The sequence below is a fragment of the Erwinia plantamica genome (assembly GCF_043420595.1).
Taxonomy (GTDB): Bacteria; Pseudomonadota; Gammaproteobacteria; order Enterobacterales; family Enterobacteriaceae; genus Erwinia; species Erwinia aeris.
This window is the reverse complement of record NZ_JBGCUC010000005.1, coordinates 30,413-48,802: the sequence shown is the minus strand read 5'-3', so window position 1 is coordinate 48,802 and position 18,390 is coordinate 30,413. Positions and strand designations below refer to the sequence as shown.

General features: G+C 58.6%; 15 protein-coding genes and 1 other annotated feature. Of the genes, 9 read left to right on the top strand and 6 right to left on the bottom strand.

Annotated elements, in window-relative coordinates:
* Positions 1-149: 149 nt before the first annotated feature.
* The gene (locus tag AB3U87_RS06245) at positions 150-2,846 is read right to left on the bottom strand and encodes a P-type ATPase actuator domain-containing protein (protein WP_394148704.1); all 2,697 of its coding nucleotides are present in this window, start codon (positions 2,844-2,846) and stop codon (positions 150-152) included.
* Between the two features lie 340 nt (positions 2,847-3,186).
* On the opposite strand from AB3U87_RS06245, the gene sltY reads away from it, so the two are divergent.
* Positions 3,187-5,109 (top strand): murein transglycosylase, encoded by a 1,923-nt coding sequence (gene sltY / locus AB3U87_RS06240; protein WP_301252454.1) that lies wholly within the window; start codon positions 3,187-3,189, stop codon positions 5,107-5,109.
* A 53-nt stretch (positions 5,110-5,162) separates the two neighbouring features.
* Positions 5,163-5,492 (top strand): trp operon repressor, encoded by a 330-nt coding sequence (trpR, locus tag AB3U87_RS06235; protein WP_125290501.1) that lies wholly within the window; start codon positions 5,163-5,165, stop codon positions 5,490-5,492.
* On the opposite strand, the gene yjjX is transcribed toward trpR, so the two are convergent.
* Entirely contained in the window at positions 5,478-6,020 is a 543-nt protein-coding gene (gene yjjX, locus AB3U87_RS06230; RefSeq protein ID WP_253455401.1) for an inosine/xanthosine triphosphatase, read from the bottom strand. The two genes, trpR and yjjX, sit on opposite strands and share 15 nt — an antisense overlap.
* Positions 6,021-6,071: 51 nt before the next feature.
* Between yjjX and gpmB the strand changes: the two genes are divergently transcribed.
* Positions 6,072-6,719: a 2,3-diphosphoglycerate-dependent phosphoglycerate mutase GpmB gene (gene gpmB / locus AB3U87_RS06225; RefSeq protein ID WP_253455399.1), complete on the top strand. Its 648-nt coding sequence runs from the start codon at positions 6,072-6,074 to the stop codon at positions 6,717-6,719.
* Positions 6,720-6,747: 28 nt separating this feature from the next.
* Here the strand turns inward: gpmB and robA are convergent, their stop codons facing one another.
* Positions 6,748-7,629 carry an MDR efflux pump AcrAB transcriptional activator RobA gene (robA, locus tag AB3U87_RS06220; RefSeq protein WP_253455397.1) on the bottom strand — a complete coding sequence of 294 codons (882 nt, stop codon included), beginning with the start codon at positions 7,627-7,629 and terminating at the stop codon, positions 6,748-6,750.
* Positions 7,630-7,803: 174 nt separating this feature from the next.
* On the opposite strand from robA, the gene creA reads away from it, so the two are divergent.
* The gene (gene creA, locus AB3U87_RS06215; RefSeq protein ID WP_253455395.1) at positions 7,804-8,277 is read left to right on the top strand and encodes a protein CreA; all 474 of its coding nucleotides are present in this window, start codon (positions 7,804-7,806) and stop codon (positions 8,275-8,277) included.
* Positions 8,278-8,326: 49 nt separating this feature from the next.
* On the opposite strand, the gene arcA is transcribed toward creA, so the two are convergent.
* Positions 8,327-9,043: a two-component system response regulator ArcA gene (arcA, locus tag AB3U87_RS06210; RefSeq protein WP_125290506.1), complete on the bottom strand. Its 717-nt coding sequence runs from the start codon at positions 9,041-9,043 to the stop codon at positions 8,327-8,329.
* 605 nt (positions 9,044-9,648) lie between these two features.
* Between arcA and AB3U87_RS06205 the strand changes: the two genes are divergently transcribed.
* The 5 genes from AB3U87_RS06205 (at position 9,649) to thrC (ending at position 15,377) form a co-directional block, all read left to right on the top strand.
* Positions 9,649-10,347, top strand: a complete 699-nt coding sequence (locus tag AB3U87_RS06205) for a tRNA/rRNA methyltransferase (protein ID WP_301730180.1) — start codon at positions 9,649-9,651, stop codon at positions 10,345-10,347.
* Between the two features lie 188 nt (positions 10,348-10,535).
* Entirely contained in the window at positions 10,536-10,610 is a 75-nt protein-coding gene (thrL, locus tag AB3U87_RS06200; protein WP_301252455.1) for a thr operon leader peptide, read from the top strand.
* Positions 10,543-10,667 (top strand) — a sequence feature (Thr leader region). (Overlaps the previous gene by 68 nt.)
* 22 nt (positions 10,668-10,689) lie before the next feature.
* Positions 10,690-13,149 (top strand): bifunctional aspartate kinase/homoserine dehydrogenase I, encoded by a 2,460-nt coding sequence (gene thrA / locus AB3U87_RS06195; RefSeq protein ID WP_253455391.1) that lies wholly within the window; start codon positions 10,690-10,692, stop codon positions 13,147-13,149.
* A 2-nt stretch (positions 13,150-13,151) separates the two neighbouring features.
* Positions 13,152-14,081, top strand: a complete 930-nt coding sequence (thrB, locus tag AB3U87_RS06190; RefSeq protein ID WP_253455389.1) for a homoserine kinase — start codon at positions 13,152-13,154, stop codon at positions 14,079-14,081.
* Between the two features lie 3 nt (positions 14,082-14,084).
* On the top strand, positions 14,085-15,377 hold the full coding sequence (thrC, locus tag AB3U87_RS06185; RefSeq protein WP_394148703.1) for a threonine synthase: 1,293 nt from the start codon (positions 14,085-14,087) through the stop codon (positions 15,375-15,377).
* Between the two features lie 295 nt (positions 15,378-15,672).
* Here the strand turns inward: thrC and AB3U87_RS06180 are convergent, their stop codons facing one another.
* Positions 15,673-17,346 carry a hypothetical protein gene (locus AB3U87_RS06180; protein WP_253455386.1) on the bottom strand — a complete coding sequence of 558 codons (1,674 nt, stop codon included), beginning with the start codon at positions 17,344-17,346 and terminating at the stop codon, positions 15,673-15,675.
* The gene (locus tag AB3U87_RS06175) at positions 17,343-18,341 is read right to left on the bottom strand and encodes a type III secretion system chaperone (RefSeq protein WP_370734732.1); all 999 of its coding nucleotides are present in this window, start codon (positions 18,339-18,341) and stop codon (positions 17,343-17,345) included. The genes AB3U87_RS06180 and AB3U87_RS06175 overlap by 4 nt, the downstream gene beginning before the upstream one ends.
* Between the last annotated feature and the right edge of the window lie 49 nt (positions 18,342-18,390).

Below are 18,390 nucleotides of genomic sequence, written 5' to 3'. Positions count from 1 at the left end.
CTGATTATTAAATATTTAAATAAATAAGGCAGGCGAGGGTGCACGTTATTTGGGCAGTGAATGAACAAAAAAGGGGCGATAAGGAAGCTGGCCGTGCGGGAACGTACAGCACCAGGGGCCGCAGCGAGCGGCGCCCAGGCCGTGCGCTATTATTCTGCCGGATGCCACTGTTCGATGGCGGACTGCTGTCGGCGCCGCGTCAGCATTTTTTCCAGCTCGAATACGGCAAACAGCAGCGCGCCGACGGCCAACGTAAGCAGCCAGATTTCCTGCGGCAGCGGCACGGTGGCAAACAGGCTTTGCATCACCGGCAGGCCGAACAGAGCCAGCTGCAACAGCGCGAGCAGAGCGCTCGCCAGCCAGAAACCATAATCTTTCAGCAGGCCGGTATTGAGCGAAGATCGCGCCGGTTCGCGGCAGTTCAGCAGCCAGACCCACTGCGCCACGATCAGCGTTTGCAGCAGCACGGCGTGAATAAATTTTGGTTCGTAGCCGCGTGATTGCAGCCACAGCTCGGTTACGAAAGCGCTCAGCATAATGGTTACGCCTGTAAAGCCGAGGTGCCAGAACCGGCAGCCTTGCGCCGAATGGCTCGCTTTCCGCGGCCGGGAACAGACAGGCGTGGACGCTGTTTTTCCGCTGATAAGGCTAACGGCAAGCGTGACCGACGCCGCGACATTTATCCATAAAACCTGAAGAGGCGCGATCGGAATAAATTTTCCTGCCAGCAGGGCGGCGATAAACAGCAGCGTCTGCGACAGGCAGATTGGCAGCATAAAGCGTCCCGCTTTTTTCAGGCCGTCACGAAGGCGCTGGCCTTCCTGCACGGCGCTGATAAGCGCGGCGAAATGATTATCGGGCAGCACGAGATCGGCGATCGCTTTTGTCACGCCGCCGTTTGCAGCCTGTGTCGCTATTCCGACATCGGCCTGTTTGAGCGCGGGGATATCCTGAGCGCCGTTGCCGGTGATGCCGACCACTTCGCCCTGGCTTTGCAGCGCGGCGACCAGCCGTTGCCTGTGCGCGGGCGTCATGCCCACAAAGATGTCATAGCGATCCACCACCCGGGCCAGCTCGATATCGCTCATTCGCTCCAGCTGGCGGCCGGTCAACTCGCTATGGCTGCCGCCAATGCCTGTCATTCGACCAATGGCCAGCGCCGTTGCCACAGGGTCGTCGGCCAGCATTTTTACCCGGATCCCGGCACGCTGGCAGTCGACAATCGCTCTGGCTGCTTCAGGACGCGGTGGATCTATCATGGCCGCTATGCCGCAGAAAATCAGGCCGTTTTGCAAATCGTCGTGGCAAAGCGCGGCCTGGTTTTTATCGGCCGGACGGCAGGCGCTGGCAATAAGGTGCAGGCCTTCTGCAGCGTGGTGCGCTATTTGCTGCTGCCACCAGGCAACATCCAGCGCTTCCAGACCCTGTCCGGTCTGCTGGAAGTCGCATATCCGCAGCAGCGCTTCCGGCTCGCCGAGCGCCAGAATATAGCTTTCACCGTCAACCAGATGGCGCGTTGCCTGATACTTTCTGAGCTCATCAAACGGCAGCTTATCCAGCAGCAGCGCCGCCCGTTCAGGCAGGTGCGCTTTGGCAGCCGCCACCTTAAGCGCGGCCTGCGGCGGCTCGCCGGTGATGCGCCAGTTTTTTCCCTCATCTTTTAACAGCGTGCTGTCGCTGCACAGATCCATATTTCTTAGCAGGTCGCGGAGCCGGGCGTGTACGGCTGGCGCAATGACGCTACAGTCTTTGTCCTGTAAAAAGCGGCCTGTCGGCTGGTAGCCGTTGCCCTCTACGCGGATCGTTTCTTCGTGCAGGATCAGCGCCCTGACCGTCATTTCGTTCATCGTCAGCGAGTGGGTTTTATCGCAGCAGACGACGCTCAGCGCGCCCAGCGTTTCCGCCGTGGAGAGATGGCGGACGGCAATATTCATTTTCCTCAGGCGCCATATGCTCAACGCCAGCGCCAGCACGATAATCATCGGCAGCCCTGCCGGCACGGCGGCAACCGCCAGACCGGCCAGCGTCTGCATCAGTCCCTGCATCGGCAGGCTGTGCCGCAGCAGCGCATAGAAGAACAGAAAAGCGATCAGCGTGACCATCAGCAGCCAGAAGCCGTTGCCGAGCCTGTCGAACGATCTTAGCTGCGGCGTCCGGCGCGGTCTGACAGAGCACAGGGCCGCCTCGATGCGACCCAGCTGCGTTTTTGCTCCGGTGGCTACCGCAATACCGGTGGCGCAGCCTGAAACCAGCGTGGAGCCGCAAAAAAGCATATTGCTGCGGACTTCCGCAGGCCGTTCGCCTTCGGTCGCGGCCGTTTGTTTGGCAACGGCGGTTGCTTCTCCCGTTAACATGCTTTCATCCACCCGCAGATTTTGCGCCTCGATCAGGCGAAGATCGGCAGGGACTTTATCGCCCGCGCCCAGCATAATGATGTCGCCCGGCACCAGGCTGCGGGTATCCACCTGCAGAATATTACCCTCGCGCCTGACGCTTGCGCGATCGGGAAAGCCGCCTGCAAGATCTGGCGAGCTTTGCGTGGCGTTTTGCTGTAGCCAGTTAGCCAGCAGGTTAAGCAGAATAACGACAAGGATGACGCCGGTATCCAGCCAATGTTCGGTAACGGCGGTTAACACCGAAGCCAACAGCAGAACGCAGATTGGCGCGGTCAGCAGGCGCATCAGCGGGCACCGACGCCTGCGCGGCGGCAGCGTATTGGGGCCGAGGCCGACCAGACGTTTCTGCGCCTCTTCTGCGGAAAGCCCCGATTCATGACTCTGCATTCTTTTTATTACGCCAGCCGCATCATAACGATACCAGGCAGGCGGCGATTTTAATTTTTGCATCACAGGTAATCCTTGCGGGGAGTGGATAACAGAACCCGCTACCAACGTCATAACATCAGTGAGTCAGATGGCTGTTCTCCGCCAGTCAGGCTAAAGGCGGGTAGCGTTGAGGCGAGCAAGGAAGGCTATGCTGAAGGAAAGCAGGGCAAGGATTGTTGATCGCAATTAACCTTTAGCCAGCCAAAATAGCCTGACGAAGCCCTGTTGACCCGGCGTTTAAAGAAGTCAGGTTAAGTAAATTTGCCGATGCGGCATAGCGGGAGTCGCCAGGCCTGGTTAGCATGTTAAGAGCTTTAATGGTAAGCACAGGACAAAGAGAGGCGTTAACGTGGGAAAAGTCATGGCGGACAAGTGGCGGTTTTGGGCGGCAGGCGTTTGCCTGGCGATAGTAACAGGCACGGCGCACGCGGATTCGCTGGATGCGCAGCGCACGCGCTACCTGCAAATCAAGCAGGCCTGGGACAATAAACAGATGGATCAGGTTGCGCAGCTGATGCCCACGCTGCGCGATTACCCGCTTTATCCCTATCTTGAATATCGCGAGCTGGCGCAAAGCCTCGATCAGCAGAGCAGCTTCGTTATCAACGATTTTATTAAAAAAAACCCGACGCTGCCGCCGGTTCGCGCGCTTTCCTCAAGCTTTATCAACGAGCTGGCGCGACGCGAAGACTGGCGCGGCCTGCTGGTGTTCAGCCCGACCGAACCTAAACCTGTTGCCGCACGCTGCAACTGGTACTACGCCAAATGGGCCACTGGCGAGGAGCAGGTGGCCTGGAAAGGCGCTAAAACGATCTGGCTACGCGGCACCTCGCTGCCGCCGGGCTGCGACAGGCTGTTCAGCGCCTGGCAGGCGGCAGGTGAACAGACGCCGATTACCACGCTGGAGCGTATTCGTCTGGCTATGGTGGCCGGCAACAGCAACCTGGTGAATTTCCTGGCGGATCAGCTTCCTGAGGATTATCAGACCATCGCCAGCGCGGTGAAAGATTTGCAAAACAATCCGCAAAACGTGGAGGCCTTCGCCCGTATCGCCGGCCCGACCGATTTTACCCGCCAGGCCACCGCCATCGCTTTCGCGCGCGTGGCGCGTGAAGATGCCGAAAACGCCCGCGCGATGATCCCGACGCTGGTGCGGCTGCAAAAGATGAGCGAGCAGGAAGAGCAGAGCCTGAAAGAGGCGGTCGCGTGGCGATTAATGGGCAGCGACGTGACGACGGAACAGGCGCGCTGGCGCGATGACGTGGTGATGCGCAGCGATTCCGATGCGCTAATCGAGCGCCGCGTCAGGATGTCGCTGGGCAACAACGATCGTCGCGGGCTGAACACCTGGATCGCCCGACTGCCGGTAGAAACCAAGCAGAAAGATGAATGGCAGTACTGGCAGGCCGATCTGCTGCTGGAGCAGGGCCGCAAAGAGGAAGCCGATAAAATTCTGCGCGGCCTGATGCAGGAGCGCGGCTTCTATCCGATGGTCGCCGCCCAGCGTCTTGGCGTTGCCTATCCCCTACAGATTGACGAGGCGCCGTCGGTAGAGCGCAGCCTGACTCAGGGGCCGGAAATCGCCCGCGTGCGTGAACTGATGTACTGGAATATGGATAACCTGGCGCGAACCGAATGGAGCTACCTGGTCGGCAGCAAAAGCCGCAGCCAGCAGCAGCAGCTGGCGCGCTACGCCTACGAGCAGAACTGGTGGGTGCTCAGCGTGCAGGCGACCATTTCCGGCAAACTGTGGAACAGCCTGAAGGAGCGCTTCCCGCTGGCCTATCAGGAACAGTTTAAGCGCTATACGGAAGGCAAAGCGATCCCTGTCAGCTACGCGATGGCGATTGCCCGCCAGGAGAGCGCCTGGAATCCGAAAGCCCGCTCGCCGGTGGGCGCATCCGGGCTGATGCAGGTCATGCCCGCGACCGCGCAGCATACGGTGAAGGTCTATAGCCTGCCAGGCTACAGCAACAGCAGCCAGCTGCTGGATGCGGAAACCAATATCCAGATCGGCACCCAGTATCTGGAATCGGTCTATCAACAGTTCGGCCAGAACCGCATTTTTTCTTCGGCGGCCTATAACGCCGGGCCGTCACGGGTCAGAACGTGGCTGGGGAACAGCGCTGGCCGCCTGGACGCGGTCGCTTTTATCGAAACCATTCCTTTTTCGGAAACGCGTAACTATGTAAAAAACGTGCTGGCTTACGATGCCTACTATCGTCACTTTATGCGGCAGTCGGACAATATTCTCTCTGACGGCGAGTGGCAGCGACGCTATTGATCCCGCCCGGCCTGTGCTAGACTGCTGTACTAGTTAAAGAGTATGGGCCACCTATGACTGAACCTTCCATTCCCGTAACGATGGAACCGCACAACGAAGAGTGGCAGCGCTTTGTTGTGCTGCTCCAGCACGCTTTTGACAACGGACTGCACCTGCCGCTACTTCAGCTGATGATGACGCCGGACGAACGCGAGGCGCTGGGCACGCGCCTGCGTATTATCGAAGAGCTGATGCGCGGCGAGATGAGCCAGCGCGAGCTGAAAAACGATCTGGGCGTCGGCATCGCTACCATCACCCGTGGCTCGAACAGCCTGAAAAGCGCGCCGCCTGCCCTGAAAACCTGGCTGGAGGCGCAGCTGCTGAACGGTTCAGATAAGATCTGATCCGTCGGCGCTTTGCTGGTATACCGCGTTATGGAAAGGGCAGAGCGCCAGGATCAGCGCCTGATGATAGACGCTGGTGCGGCTGAGCTGCCCGGCGGTAAAGGCGCCGATCGCGCCGCCCTTATGCTTGATGTTTTCAATGCCGGTCAGGCTCGCCATCACTTCGCCCAGTTCGCGTCCGGCCGCAATGCCTTTCAGCACCACCGGCGGCAGCGTAAAGCTGGCGGAGCGTGACTCGCCGCGCTGCTGACGGTTTTCAATCACCATCCAGGCAAACGCGCTTTCGCCTTCAATACCGGCTTCAATCGCCACCCAAAAATCCGCCTGCGGACGCAGCTGACGGGCATTTTGCACGCGCTGGCGTGCGCCAGTTCTCGTTTCTGCATCGGTAAGGGGCTGCAGGGCCACGCCGCTGTCGACCTCGACGCCCTCCATATGGCAGGATCCCTCACCGAAAATATCGCTGAAAGCCTGAGAAATTGCCTTAATTTTTGCCGGATTAATGGTTGCAGCGACAACATGGTACATAATTGTTTGAACCCCTTACGCAAATTTGCCGCAGTATAACGGAAAACAGCAATGTTACAGGTCTATCTTGTTCGCCACGGAGAAACGCTTTGGAATGCAGCGAGACGCATTCAGGGACAGTCGGACAGCGCGCTGACGGCTAAAGGAGAGCAGCAGGCGCAGCAGGTGGGTGAACGGATGAAACATCTGGGCATTACTCACGTCATCGCCAGCGACCTGGGCCGCACCAAACGCACGGCTGAAATCATCGCGGACGCCTGCGGCTGTGAAGTGACGCTGGAGCCGCGTCTGCGCGAGCTGAATATGGGCGTGCTGGAAAAGCGCCCGCTGGATTCGCTGACGCCGGAAGAAGAGAGCTGGCGCGCCACGCTGATCAACGGCACCGAAAACGGTCGTATCCCGAACGGCGAGTCGATGACGGAGCTGGCCGCGCGAATGCACGAGGCGCTGAACGCCTGTCTGAATCTGCCCGCCGGCAGCCGTCCGCTGCTGGTCAGCCACGGTATGGCGCTGGGCGTGCTGGTAAGTACGCTGCTGGGGCTGCCTGCGTGGGCCGAGCGTCGGCTACGGCTGCGCAACTGCTCCATTTCCCGCGTCGATTACCAAAAGAGCGCCTGGCTGGCGTCCGGTTGGGTAGTGGAAACGGCGGGAGACGTGTCGCATCTGGATGCGCCCGCGCTGGACGAGCTGCAACGCTAACGAAGACGCGAAGCCGGGCTGAACCGGCTTACTCTTCAGCCTGGCGGCGGATCGGGATCAGATATTCGCAGCGGATATCTTGTGGCGGTTCCGGCTGCCTTTTGCCGCCGTGGGTGTGGAAACGCTCAATATCCTGCCCGTGGCGGCGCGTCAGCTGTAGCGTCGGCATACAGGTACCGTAAAGCAGCAGGATAAATTCCTGCAGGCTGGTTCTCGGCCCTTCGTAAGTAAACTGCACGTACTCGCCGCCTTCCAGCAGCACCGTTTGCGTTGCCGGGACGGGATGGAAAAGCTTATCGGACGGCACGGCGGTGGTGTAGAGAATTTCCTGCTCGTCATCTTTTTCCACGCTGGGCCGCGACTGGTGCAGGCCGTACAGCACGGGCGGGATGGTGTCCGTTTCCGTCAGGAACTGCCGCCAGAAATGCAGGCGCATCTCATCGCGGTAGCTGGAAATCTGCTCCAGCGTGCAGGTATAGCTTTGCGTTTGTCCCACCAGCACCGTTTCCGGCAGGGTGACGTAAGTGGCTTCGGGCAGCTGAAAGTCATCCAGCCGGATCGGCGGACGCAGGCCGAAGGAGTGCCAGTCGGAGGCGCGACGATACCAGGCCGGCGTCTGGTTAAACTGTTTTTTAAACGCGCGCGTAAAGGTCTGCTGCGAGTCGAAGCGATACTGCAGGGCAATATCCAGAATAGGGCGGCTGGTCAGGCGCAGCGCGACCGCGGCTTTTGACAGCCGACGTGCACGAATATAGGCGCCGATAGCATGACCGGTAACTTCTTTAAACATCCTTTGCAAATGCCATTTTGAATAGCCTGCTCTGGCTGCGACGTGATCCAGAGACAGCGGCTGGTCAAGGTGGCCTTCAAGCCAGACTAGCAAGTCGCGAATGATACCGGCTTGATCCATAAAACGTCCTCATCCTGGTTAATATTGGTGCAGCAGCAGTGCTGGACGTGCTGAGAGTGAAATTTCGTTTTGTTAGTCCGGTATGCTATACCGGGGCACGCCAGGTCCGCCAGCGTAAAAGCGCTAAGCGAGGTAACTTACAATGTCATCTATTTTCTATGCAATGGTAACGTTATGACAATGAAAAAAATGTTAATGGTCACGGCAATAATGCTCACCCCTCTTGCGGTGCGCGCCGAAGTGGTCGGCTCGGTCGATACCACCTTTAAAGTGTTTGGGCCCGATCATAAGATTATGGTCGAAGCCTTTGACGATCCCGATGTACAAAACGTGACCTGCTACCTCAGCCGGGCAAAAACCGGCGGGATCAAAGGCGGGTTAGGTCTGGCGGAAGATACGTCGGATGCCGCTATTTCCTGCCAGCAGGTTGGGCCGATAACGCTCAGCGACAAGATTGCCCAAGGGAAAGCAGAAGGTGAAGTGGTGTTTCGTAAGCGCACCTCGCTGGTGTTCAAAAAGCTACAGGTAGTCCGCTTTTACGACCGCAAACGTAACGCGCTTATTTACCTTAGCTATTCCGACAAGGTGGTGGAAGGCTCGCCTAAAAATGCGTTAAGCGCCGTTCCCATCATGCCCTGGAGCCGCTAAGGCAAGCGAGAGGGGGCCGCGAAAAACGACCCCTCAACGCAGCACCGGCTTACTCCTGCAGGTCGCCGCAGAAACGGTAACCTTCACCATGAATAGTGGCGATAATTTCCGGCGTGTCCGGCGTGGACTCAAAATGTTTACGAATGCGGCGGATGGTGACGTCCACGGTGCGATCGTGCGGCTTCAGCTCGCGGCCGGTCATTTTTTTCAGCAGATCGGCGCGGGTCTGGATTTTGCCCGGATTCTCGCAGAAGTGCAGCATCGCGCGGAATTCGCTACGCGGCAGCTTGTACTGTTCGCCCTGCGGGCCAATCAGCGAGCGGCTGTTGATATCCAGCTCCCAGCCGTTAAAGCGGTAGCTTTCAACCAGCTTGCGCTCCTCGCTGTGCGGCGCCAGATTCATGGTGCGCGACAGCAGATTACGGGCGCGGATAGTTAGCTCACGCGGGTTGAAAGGCTTGGTGATATAGTCATCCGCCCCGATCTCAAGGCCGAGGATCTTATCGACTTCGTTGTCCCTGCCGGTCAGGAACATCAGCGCCACGTTGGCCTGTTCACGCAGTTCGCGCGCCAGCAGCAGGCCGTTTTTGCCGGGAAGGTTTATATCCATGATGACCAGGTTGACGTCGTTCTCTGTCAAAACCTGATGCATTTCTGCACCGTCCGTAGCTTCATAAACCATGTAGCCTTCGGCCTCAAAAATACTTTTGAGAGTATTGCGAGTAACTAATTCGTCTTCAACGATAAGTATGTGCGGGGTCTGCATGTGTTCGCTACCTAAAATTGCCAAAAAACGATATGGGCATACAGCAGTTACCGTATGGGTAATACGCGGGCGCCGATTGACGCGTAACGCGGGCTGTACGGAATATGTTCACAAGCCATTCATGGACCGGAAAATACCAGATAAAAAAGTATATTCCCTGTCTCGGCAAGGTCAAAAATGGCGTATATCCTAACCTCATTAACAGCAACATAACAGCACAAGCCACGACCAACAGCCAATAAATAAAGCTTAATTGACTTATATCAATCCAATTGTAGCACGTTGAGGTGCTGTTGAAAAACGCCCCGCCAAAGGGCGATTTAGCTGGATAAGCGCCGCGCAAAGATGAAAAAATAAACGGCTTTCTTTGCAAAGAGTATAGATAAAATTTAACAATTCTTAATTGCCTGAACTACATGAGATTATCGTCAGATAAATGTTTTTATCGCTAAAATCAGCGGAAAAAAGCCGTAGTTTATAATTATAGCTGGTCAGACAGGTCGTTAGTATGTTGTTGATTTGTTAAAATGATAGCAGAGGTTTCCCGTCCATCTTATGCCACGGGACCCTCAGGATATGTCCACACTGAACTTAAGAAGGCCCTTATGCGTTTTCCCCTGATACTTGTTTCACCTGCCCGACCTGAAAATGTGGGGGCGGCGGCCCGCGCCATGAAAACCATGGGATTTGATGAATTACGGATCGTAAACAGTCAGGCGCATCTGGAAGCGGGCGCACGACGGGTCGCGCATGGCGCAGGCGAGATCCTGGAACAGGCTACGCACTGGCCTTCGCTGGCTGCCGCGCTGGTGGATATCGACTTCAGCATCGCTACCACCGCGCGAAGCCGGGCAAAATTCCGCTATTACGCCACGCCGCAGCAGGTAGAAAGCCAGCTGGCGGAAAAGCAGCAGTGGATCGGCAGCGCGGCGCTGGTGTTTGGGCGTGAGGATACCGGCCTGACGAATGAGGAGTTAGACCAGGTGGATTTGCTGACCGGCATTCCGATGGCGGCGGACTATCCTTCGCTGAATCTTGGGCAGGCGGTGATGGTGTACTGCTATCAGCTGTCGGCGCTGCGTCAGGTCGCCGCCGTGCCGGCCGTCACGGCTGACGGTCAGCAGCTGAAGGCGCTGCGCCAGCGGCTCAGCCAGCTGGTTGAGCGGCTTGAGGTCAGCGACGATCGCAAACTGGTCGACTGGCTGGATCAGCGTCTGGGCACGCTGCAACAGCGCGACACCGCTATGCTGCACCGGCTGCTGCACGACATAGAAAAAAATCTTATAGATAAAAAAACTGGTTAACGCTTTATACATAGCAAGACATGCTAAGGGTAAGCGGCTTTCGCCTTGATTAAGATCTGTTTTCAGGCCAAATCCCTGGCGGGCGTTTTGTCAGCCGATTTGCGCCTGCGGATAAAAAAATTGACTTAGCCAGGGCTTTGCTTTACTTCTGAAAGCGGACAAATTCAAGACAGACAGTAAAATCTAAAATGCGTACTTACAGCCTGATGACAACAATCATTATTACCACCACCACCATTACCACAGGTAACGGTGCGGGCTGACGCATACAGGAAAAAATAAAAAAAGCCCGCACCTTAAACAGTGCGGGCTTTTTTTTCGGCAAAAATTCAGGAGATGATTATGCGAGTGCTGAAATTCGGTGGAACCTCAGTCGCCAACGCGGAAAGATTTTTGCGCGTGGCGGATATTCTGGAGAGCAATGCTAAGCAGGGACAGGTCGCTACCGTATTGTCCGCGCCGGCCAAAATCACCAACCATCTGGTGGCGATGATTGAAAAAACCATCAGCGGGCAGGATGCGCAGGTAAACCTGCTCGATGCCGAAAAGATTTTTGACGTTTTGCTGCAAGGGCTGGCGGAAGCGGAGCCGAAATTTCCCTACGCCCGTCTGAAAGCCGTGGTGGATGCGGAGTTCGCTCAGCTGAAGCAGGTGCTGCACGGTATCGGCCTGCTCGGCCAGTGCCCGGACAGCGTCAATGCCGCCATTATCTGTCGCGGCGAGAAGCTGTCGATCGCCATTATGGAAGGGCTGCTCCAGGCGCGCGGCTACGGCGTCAGCGTGATCGATCCTGTTGAAAAGCTGCTGGCGGTTGGCCACTATCTTGAGTCCACCGTGGATATTCCTGAATCCACTCGCCGTATCGCCGCCGCGCAGATCCCTGCCGAAAATATGATCCTGATGGCGGGCTTTACTGCCGGAAACGAAAAGGGCGAGCTGGTGGTGCTGGGCCGTAACGGCTCCGACTACTCCGCCGCCGTGCTGGCTGCCTGTCTGCGCGCCGACTGCTGTGAAATCTGGACCGATGTCGATGGCGTTTACACCTGCGATCCGCGTCAGGTGCCGGACGCCCGCCTGCTGAAAACCATGTCCTATCAGGAGGCGATGGAGCTTTCCTACTTCGGCGCTAAAGTGCTGCATCCGCGCACCATCACGCCGATCGCCCAGTTTCAAATTCCCTGCCTGATTAAAAATACCGCCAACCCGCAGGCGCCCGGCACGCTGATCGGCGGCGACAGCGCCAGCGACGATAACCCGGTAAAAGGCATCACCAACCTGAATAACATGGCGATGTTTAACGTCTCCGGGCCCGGCATGAAAGGGATGATCGGCATGGCCGCGCGCGTGTTCGCCGCCATGTCCCGCAGCGGCATTTCCGTGGTGCTGATCACCCAGTCTTCTTCCGAATACAGCATCAGCTTCTGCGTGCCGCAAAGCGATCAGCTGCGCGCCCGTCGCGTGCTGGAAGACGAGTTCTTCCTGGAGCTGAAAGACGGGCTACTGGAGCCGCTGGACGTAATGGAAAATCTGGCCGTGATTTCGGTGGTGGGCGACGGAATGCGTACGCTGCGCGGTATCTCCGCGAAGTTCTTCTCGGCGCTGGCGCGGGCCAATATCAATATCGTAGCCATTGCGCAGGGCTCTTCAGAGCGCTCTATTTCCGTGGTGGTGCATAACGACGACGCCACGACCGGCGTGCGCGTGGTGCATCAGATGCTGTTCGCCACCGACCAGGTGATCGAAGTGTTTGTGATCGGCATCGGCGGCGTGGGCGCCGCGCTGATCGAACAGCTTTCCCGCCAGCAGGCGTGGCTGAAGAACAAGCATATCGATCTGCGCGTCTGCGGCATCGCCAACTCCAAAGCGCTGCTGACCAACGTGCACGGCATTCCGCTGGACAACTGGCAGGCCGCGCTCCAGGAAGCCAAAGAGCCTTTTAACCTGGCGCGCCTGAACCGTCTGGTGAAAGAGTATCATTTGCTTAACCCGGTGATTGTCGACTGTACCTCCAGCCAGGCCGTAGCCGATCAGTATGCGGATTTTCTGGCCGATGGTTTTCACGTGGTCACGCCTAACAAAAAGGCCAATACCTCATCCTGGCAGTACTATCAGCAGATGCGCGCGGCGGCGGCTAAATCGCGCCGCAAGTTCCTGTACGATACCAATGTGGGTGCGGGCCTGCCGGTGATTGAAAATCTGCAAAACCTGCTTAACGCCGGTGATGAGCTGCTGCGTTTCTCCGGCATTCTGTCCGGATCGCTCTCTTATATCTTCGGCAAGCTGGACGAGGGCGTGTCGCTGTCGGAAGCGACACGTACAGCGCGCGAAATGGGCTTTACCGAGCCGGATCCGCGCGACGATCTCTCCGGGATGGACGTGGCGCGCAAGTTACTGATTCTGGCGCGTGAAGCGGGCTATCAGCTGGAGCTGAGCGATATCGAAATCGAAGCCGTGCTGCCGGAGGCGTTTAACGCGCTGGACGTGGAAACCTTTATGCAGCGGCTGCCGGAGCTGGACGACGCTTTTACCGCCCGCGTACGCCGCGCGGCCGATGAGGACAAAGTGTTGCGCTTTGTCGGCGTGATTGAAGAGGGCGGCCGCTGCCACGTGAAGATCGACGCCGTTGACGGCAACGATCCGCTGTATAAAGTCAAAAACGGCGAAAATGCTTTAGCTTTTTACAGCCGCTATTATCAGCCTATACCGCTGGTGCTGCGCGGTTACGGTGCCGGTAACGACGTGACCGCCGCGGGCGTGTTTGCCGATCTGTTACGCACCTTGTCATGGAAGTTGGGAGTTTAAACATGGTTAAGATCTATGCGCCAGCCTCAATTGGCAACGTCAGCGTCGGCTTCGACGTGCTGGGCGCGGCGGTTTCGCCCGTCGACGGAACGCTGCTGGGCGACTGCGTAACGGTGGAGGCGGCCAGCGAGTTCAGCCTGCGCAACGAGGGACGCTTCGTCAGCAAGCTGCCTGCCGATCCGCAGGAAAATATCGTCTGGCAGTGCTGGGATCGCTTTTGCGAGGCGACAGGCAAACGCGTACCGGTAGCGATGACGCTGGAAAAAAATATGCCGATCGGCTCCGGTCTGGGATCTAGCGCCTGTTCGGTGGTGGCCGGACTGATGGCGATGAACGAACATTGCGGCAGGCCGCTTGACGACAACCAGCTGCTGACGCTGATGGGCGAGCTGGAAGGCCGGGTTTCCGGCAGCGTCCACTTTGATAACGTGGCACCCTGTTTCCTGGGCGGCCTGCAGCTGATGCTGGAAGAGAACGGCGCGATCAGCCAGCCGGTGCCATGCTTTGATGACTGGCTGTGGGTGATGGCCTATCCCGGCATCAAGGTTTCCACCGCCGAGGCGCGGGCGATCCTGCCTGCGCAATATCGCAAAGAAGATATCATCAAACACGGCCGCTATCTGGGCGGCTTTATTCACGCCTGCCACACTCAGCAGCCGGAACTGGCGGCGAAGCTGATGCGCGACGTGATCGCCGAACCCTACCGCACTAAACTGTTACCGGGCTTCGCCAATGCCCGCCAGGCCGCCCAGGATATTGGCGCGCTGGCCTGCGGCATTTCCGGCTCCGGGCCGACGCTGTTCGCCGTCTGTAATCAGGCCGACACGGCGCAGCGCATGGCAGACTGGCTTCGCCAGCACTACCTGCAAAACGAGGAAGGCTTCGTCCATATTTGCCGCTTAGACACGGCTGGCGCACGTAAACTGGGATAACGCATGAAACTTTATAATCTGAAAGATCACAACGAGCAGGTCAGCTTTTCACAGGCGGTTAAACAGGGTCTGGGCAGCCAGCAGGGGCTGTTTTTCCCGCTGGAGCTGCCGGAGTTTGAGCTGACCGATATCGACGCCATGCTGGAGATGGATTTCGTCAGCCGCAGCAGCAAAATTCTCTCTGCTTTTATCGGCGACGAAATCGACGCGCATCATCTGCACGAGCGCGTGAAAAACGCGTTTGCGTTCCCCGCGCCGGTAGCGAGAGTCACCGACGATATTTCTGCGCTGGAGCTGTTTCACGGCCCGACGCTGGCTTTTAAAGACTTCGGTGGCCGCTTTATGGCGCAGATGCTCTCTTACGTCAGCGGCGCGGACGAGAAGATCACCATCCTGACCGCCACTTCTGGCGATACCGGTGCGGCCGTAGCCCATGCGTTTTACGGCATGGACAACGTGCGCGTGGTGATCCTCTATCCGCAGGGCAAAATTAGCCCGTTGCAGGAGAAGCTGTTCTGTACGCTGGGAGGCAATATCCAGACGATCGCTATCGACGGCGATTTCGATACCTGTCAGTCGCTAGTCAAGCAGGCCTTCGACGACGAGCTGCTGAAGAAGGCCATCGGCCTGAACTCGGCGAACTCGATCAATATCAGCCGTCTGCTGGCGCAGATTTGCTACTACTTTGAAGCGGTGGCGCAGCTGCCGCAGGAAAAACGCAATCAGCTGGTGGTGTCGGTGCCGAGCGGCAACTTCGGCGATCTGACGGCCGGCCTGCTGGCGAAGTCGCTGGGCCTGCCGGTGAAGCGTTTTATTGCCGCCACCAACGCCAATGACACCGTGCCGCGCTTCCTGAAAGGCGGTGAATGGCTGCCTGCCGCTACCGTTTCCACGTTGTCGAACGCCATGGACGTCAGCCAGCCGAACAACTGGCCGCGCGTTGAGGAGTTGTTCCGCCGCAAAACCTGGCGCCTGACCGACCTGGGCTTTGGCGCGGTAGATGATGAAACCACCCGCGCTACCATGCGCGAGCTGGCGGATCTGGGCTATATCTCCGAGCCGCACGCCGCTATCGCTTACCGACTGCTGCGCGATCAGCTACAGGAAGGCGAGTTCGGGCTGTTCCTGGGGACGGCGCATCCGGCCAAGTTCAAGGAGAGCGTGGAAGAAATCCTGGGCCAGACGCTGCCGCTGCCGCTGCCGCAGGAGCTGGCGGATCGCGCCGATCTGCCGCTGCTGTCGCACAAGATGGCCGCCGATTTCGCCGAGCTGCGCGACTTCCTGCTTTACAAATAACGCCTGCGGCCCTTATTCATAAGGGCCTGAGATTGTTGACACACTCATCCTCTGTCATCAAGTCGCATTGGGGCCGGTGGAAAGCAGCGGAGGCAGATCGGAACACGGACACGCCGTGAATACGTCCATGTAGGCTCGTTTCGCGCGTCCATGCGCGAAAACGGTCCGCTTATCCGCTCAGCCTCTGCCGCTGTGAAGCGGTTGTGTCGCTATCAAAAACGACAGTGTAGAGTCGCAGGCTTTTAAGTCTGTCATCAAACATTGGCCCTTACCCGTAAGGGTCTTTTCCTGCCTGTTATGCCGTCCCGCTGGTGGAGGGCTCTCCTGAGTTTCCGGTTGATTGTGGTGACCCTGAAGGCTGAATAGCGGCCGTTTGCTGCCCGGAAGGCGGCGCGGCAATCGCCTGCTGGCTACGGCTATCCGCTGCCGGATTCGGCTGTCCGGCGGCGGTGATATTCACCGGCCCGCTGGTGGCAGCTGCTACGGCGGCGCGCACTTTACTGTGCGCCTGATAGATCTGGTTCACCATCTTGTAGGTCAGGCCAAACGCGGCTGCGGTGCCGCCGTTGTTCAGCAGGCTGGAGAGCTGCGGCGACAGCGAGCCTTTGGTCGCCGCATTCAGCACCTGCTGCGCGGCCAGGGTGCTGGCATTGGCGAAGTTATTCCAGCTCAGGCGGGCAATGGAGTGATCCAGCAGGCGGCCATAATCTTTCATCGGCAGGGAAGGGGAGAACTTCTGCGAGTCGCCCGCGCGTTTGGCGTCATAATGCTTGCCCAGAAAGGCGTCGCCCGTCTCAATCACGGTGTTGCAGGCTGCCCGGATGCCGGAAACCAGCGCCGCCATCGCGTGCAGCTCTTTCCCGCTGAGCCGCTGCCCGGCCGCATCGCGAATTTCAGGGCCGGAAACGGTATAGCCCTGCGGCAGCGCTTTTTGGATCAGACCGTCCTGCAACATGCCCATCGCCAGCGTATTCAGCGTGTACCAGGCACCGTTGGTGCGCATATCGCCATCGCTGACGCCGTGGCTTGGTTTGCCGTCGCGCGAGGCCACCATGCTGCCGGTCGCCTGCAAAGATTCGCGCGAGGCCGCGTAAAGCACGTTGCGCAGCTGGGTGCTGAGCACGCGGGTGGTTAAGCCAGGGTTGCCGGTCAGCACGCCAGCCGCCGACATGCCTATATTCATCAGTTCGGCGGCGACCTGCTGCCCGGTTACGCGCTGTGAGTCCTGCTGGTGTTTGTCCGTCATATTTTGCCATTCCTGCGGCTTATCGCGCTGGATCACGTCTGCCTGGCCCGGACTCAGGCCAAACTGACCGCGCACGGCAACGGCATTGTTTTGCGGATCGCGTGCCAGACGCGGCTCCCTGATATGGTGATGCGCGGCGATGTTTGCCAGCGACACCGCGACCTGAAGCCCCACGGCGGCGGCCGGATGCTTCTCGGCCAGATGCGGCAGCATCATGTTATAGGCCTCGATAAATGCCTCTTCGCGCATCAGCGTCGGCAGCCCGCAGGTCACCATCTGCTGTAGCGCATGGCCGCCCAGCGCGCCCCAGGCTTTGTTTTGCAGCGGCGCAGAGGCGAATTTCCCCAGGGTGACGGCGGAGTGTTTGGTTTCGTTCCAGCCCGCTTTTCCGGCAATTTTTGCGCCTTTCCAGCTTTGATTACCAACATACTTCGTGCCCTGCCAGCCCGCTTTGCCCGCTACCGTCATTTTGTCGGCGGCGTAGCTGCCGCCGGTTTTTAAGCCGCCCCATGCCGCGTTGCCAACGGTTTGCAGGCCGCCCGAGGTCGTCTGTAACCCTTTTCTGGCGCCCTCCGCCAGGCCGGAAAAAAACTGGCCTGCCGCGTGACTCGCTCTGGCCGCGCGCGCTGGCCCCGTGGGCAGCGGGCCGCTTTCAATATCGCCCCGGCTGTTCTGCACGGTCATCTGCTGTAGGGCGGGCGCGCGCTGGATTGAATCAGTCATAAGTCGCCTCTCTGTGTATCGCTACTGAAAGCCATGGTCAGGGTCATCAGATTTGCCAGCCATTCGGCTAAATCAAGGCCGTCCAGCCCCAGGGAATCCCAGCGGCAGAGCAGGCTGACCTCTTCCTGATAAAGCCCCAGCGAGCAGTGCGTCAGCGGCTGTAAATCCCCGTTGGCGACCAGCAGCCGACGGGCGTCATCCTTCTTCAGCTCAAGCGGCGTGGAAAGGAAAAGGTGGCGGCCGTCACCGTCGGCGGTAATGGCTATCTCACGCTCGGGAAAGCGTAGCGAACAGAGGCAGCCGTTGAGCTGGTATTGCGTTGCGGGCAGTTCTAACGCGGCGACAGCCTGCTGCACCAGCGGGTAGTGCCACCGGGCGGCCAGCGCCTGTTCCGCCAGCGCATCGATTTTTAAAGCCGTCTGCTGCTGCCAGCCCATGACCCAGCCGGGCAGTGCTGGCGTTTTGTCTGCTTGCTGCGTTGCCTCGGGCTGGCCGAGAGACAGCAGTAAATCGATCAGGCTGGCGGCAAGGGCGTCGATATCGTTAAGGATGGCCGCCAGCGCCAGCGCATCATCAACGGCGTCAAAAGCCAGGCGTCTGGTCAGCAGCGTCGTACCCTGTTCATCCAGCGAGAGGCTGATGCCGTTCATCGCCATCGCCACGCCGTTAGCGCGCAGCAACAGCTGCTGCCAGGTTTCAGAATGGATTGCCTGGGGCGTGCGCAAATAGCCAACGACGAGCCACAGCGGGACGGGATCTTCGCTTTGGCAAATCATAACTACATGCAGCGCGTCCAGGCGGAGCAGGCCGGTTGTGGCAAATTGCTGCTGCGCCTTTTCGTCTACGCCAAACTGCGCCGCTGCCGCTTGCAGCCAGGCATGCGAGCCAACGGGCAGCGGATTTTGCAGCGTGGGCGCGGCGGCGTTTACGGTGGGAGGATGCGTGGCGTGCCAGGCCCTGTCAGTGACGGTTTTAAGAAGCGCTTGCCGATCCATAATTACCTCAAGGCTGATGCAGATAAACCTTGAGTAGAGCGATCGGCGG

Excerpts from the sequence above, each read along its gene's own strand:
- creA (WP_253455395.1), top strand. The coding sequence starts at position 7,804 with ATGACAATGAAAAAAATGTTAATGGTCACGGCAATAATGCTCACCCCT.
- AB3U87_RS06180 (WP_253455386.1), bottom strand. The coding sequence starts at position 17,346 with ATGACTGATTCAATCCAGCGCGCGCCCGCCCTACAGCAGATGACCGTG.
- sltY (WP_301252454.1), top strand. The coding sequence starts at position 3,187 with ATGGCGGACAAGTGGCGGTTTTGGGCGGCAGGCGTTTGCCTGGCGATA.
- thrC (WP_394148703.1), top strand. The coding sequence starts at position 14,085 with ATGAAACTTTATAATCTGAAAGATCACAACGAGCAGGTCAGCTTTTCA.
- yjjX (WP_253455401.1), bottom strand. The coding sequence starts at position 6,020 with ATGTACCATGTTGTCGCTGCAACCATTAATCCGGCAAAAATTAAGGCA.
- AB3U87_RS06205 (WP_301730180.1), top strand. The coding sequence starts at position 9,649 with ATGCGTTTTCCCCTGATACTTGTTTCACCTGCCCGACCTGAAAATGTG.
- AB3U87_RS06245 (WP_394148704.1), bottom strand. The coding sequence starts at position 2,846 with ATGCAAAAATTAAAATCGCCGCCTGCCTGGTATCGTTATGATGCGGCT.
- AB3U87_RS06175 (WP_370734732.1), bottom strand. The coding sequence starts at position 18,341 with ATGGATCGGCAAGCGCTTCTTAAAACCGTCACTGACAGGGCCTGGCAC.
- arcA (WP_125290506.1), bottom strand. The coding sequence starts at position 9,043 with ATGCAGACCCCGCACATACTTATCGTTGAAGACGAATTAGTTACTCGC.
- thrA (WP_253455391.1), top strand. The coding sequence starts at position 10,690 with ATGCGAGTGCTGAAATTCGGTGGAACCTCAGTCGCCAACGCGGAAAGA.
- thrB (WP_253455389.1), top strand. The coding sequence starts at position 13,152 with ATGGTTAAGATCTATGCGCCAGCCTCAATTGGCAACGTCAGCGTCGGC.
- gpmB (WP_253455399.1), top strand. The coding sequence starts at position 6,072 with ATGTTACAGGTCTATCTTGTTCGCCACGGAGAAACGCTTTGGAATGCA.
- trpR (WP_125290501.1), top strand. The coding sequence starts at position 5,163 with ATGACTGAACCTTCCATTCCCGTAACGATGGAACCGCACAACGAAGAG.
- robA (WP_253455397.1), bottom strand. The coding sequence starts at position 7,629 with ATGGATCAAGCCGGTATCATTCGCGACTTGCTAGTCTGGCTTGAAGGC.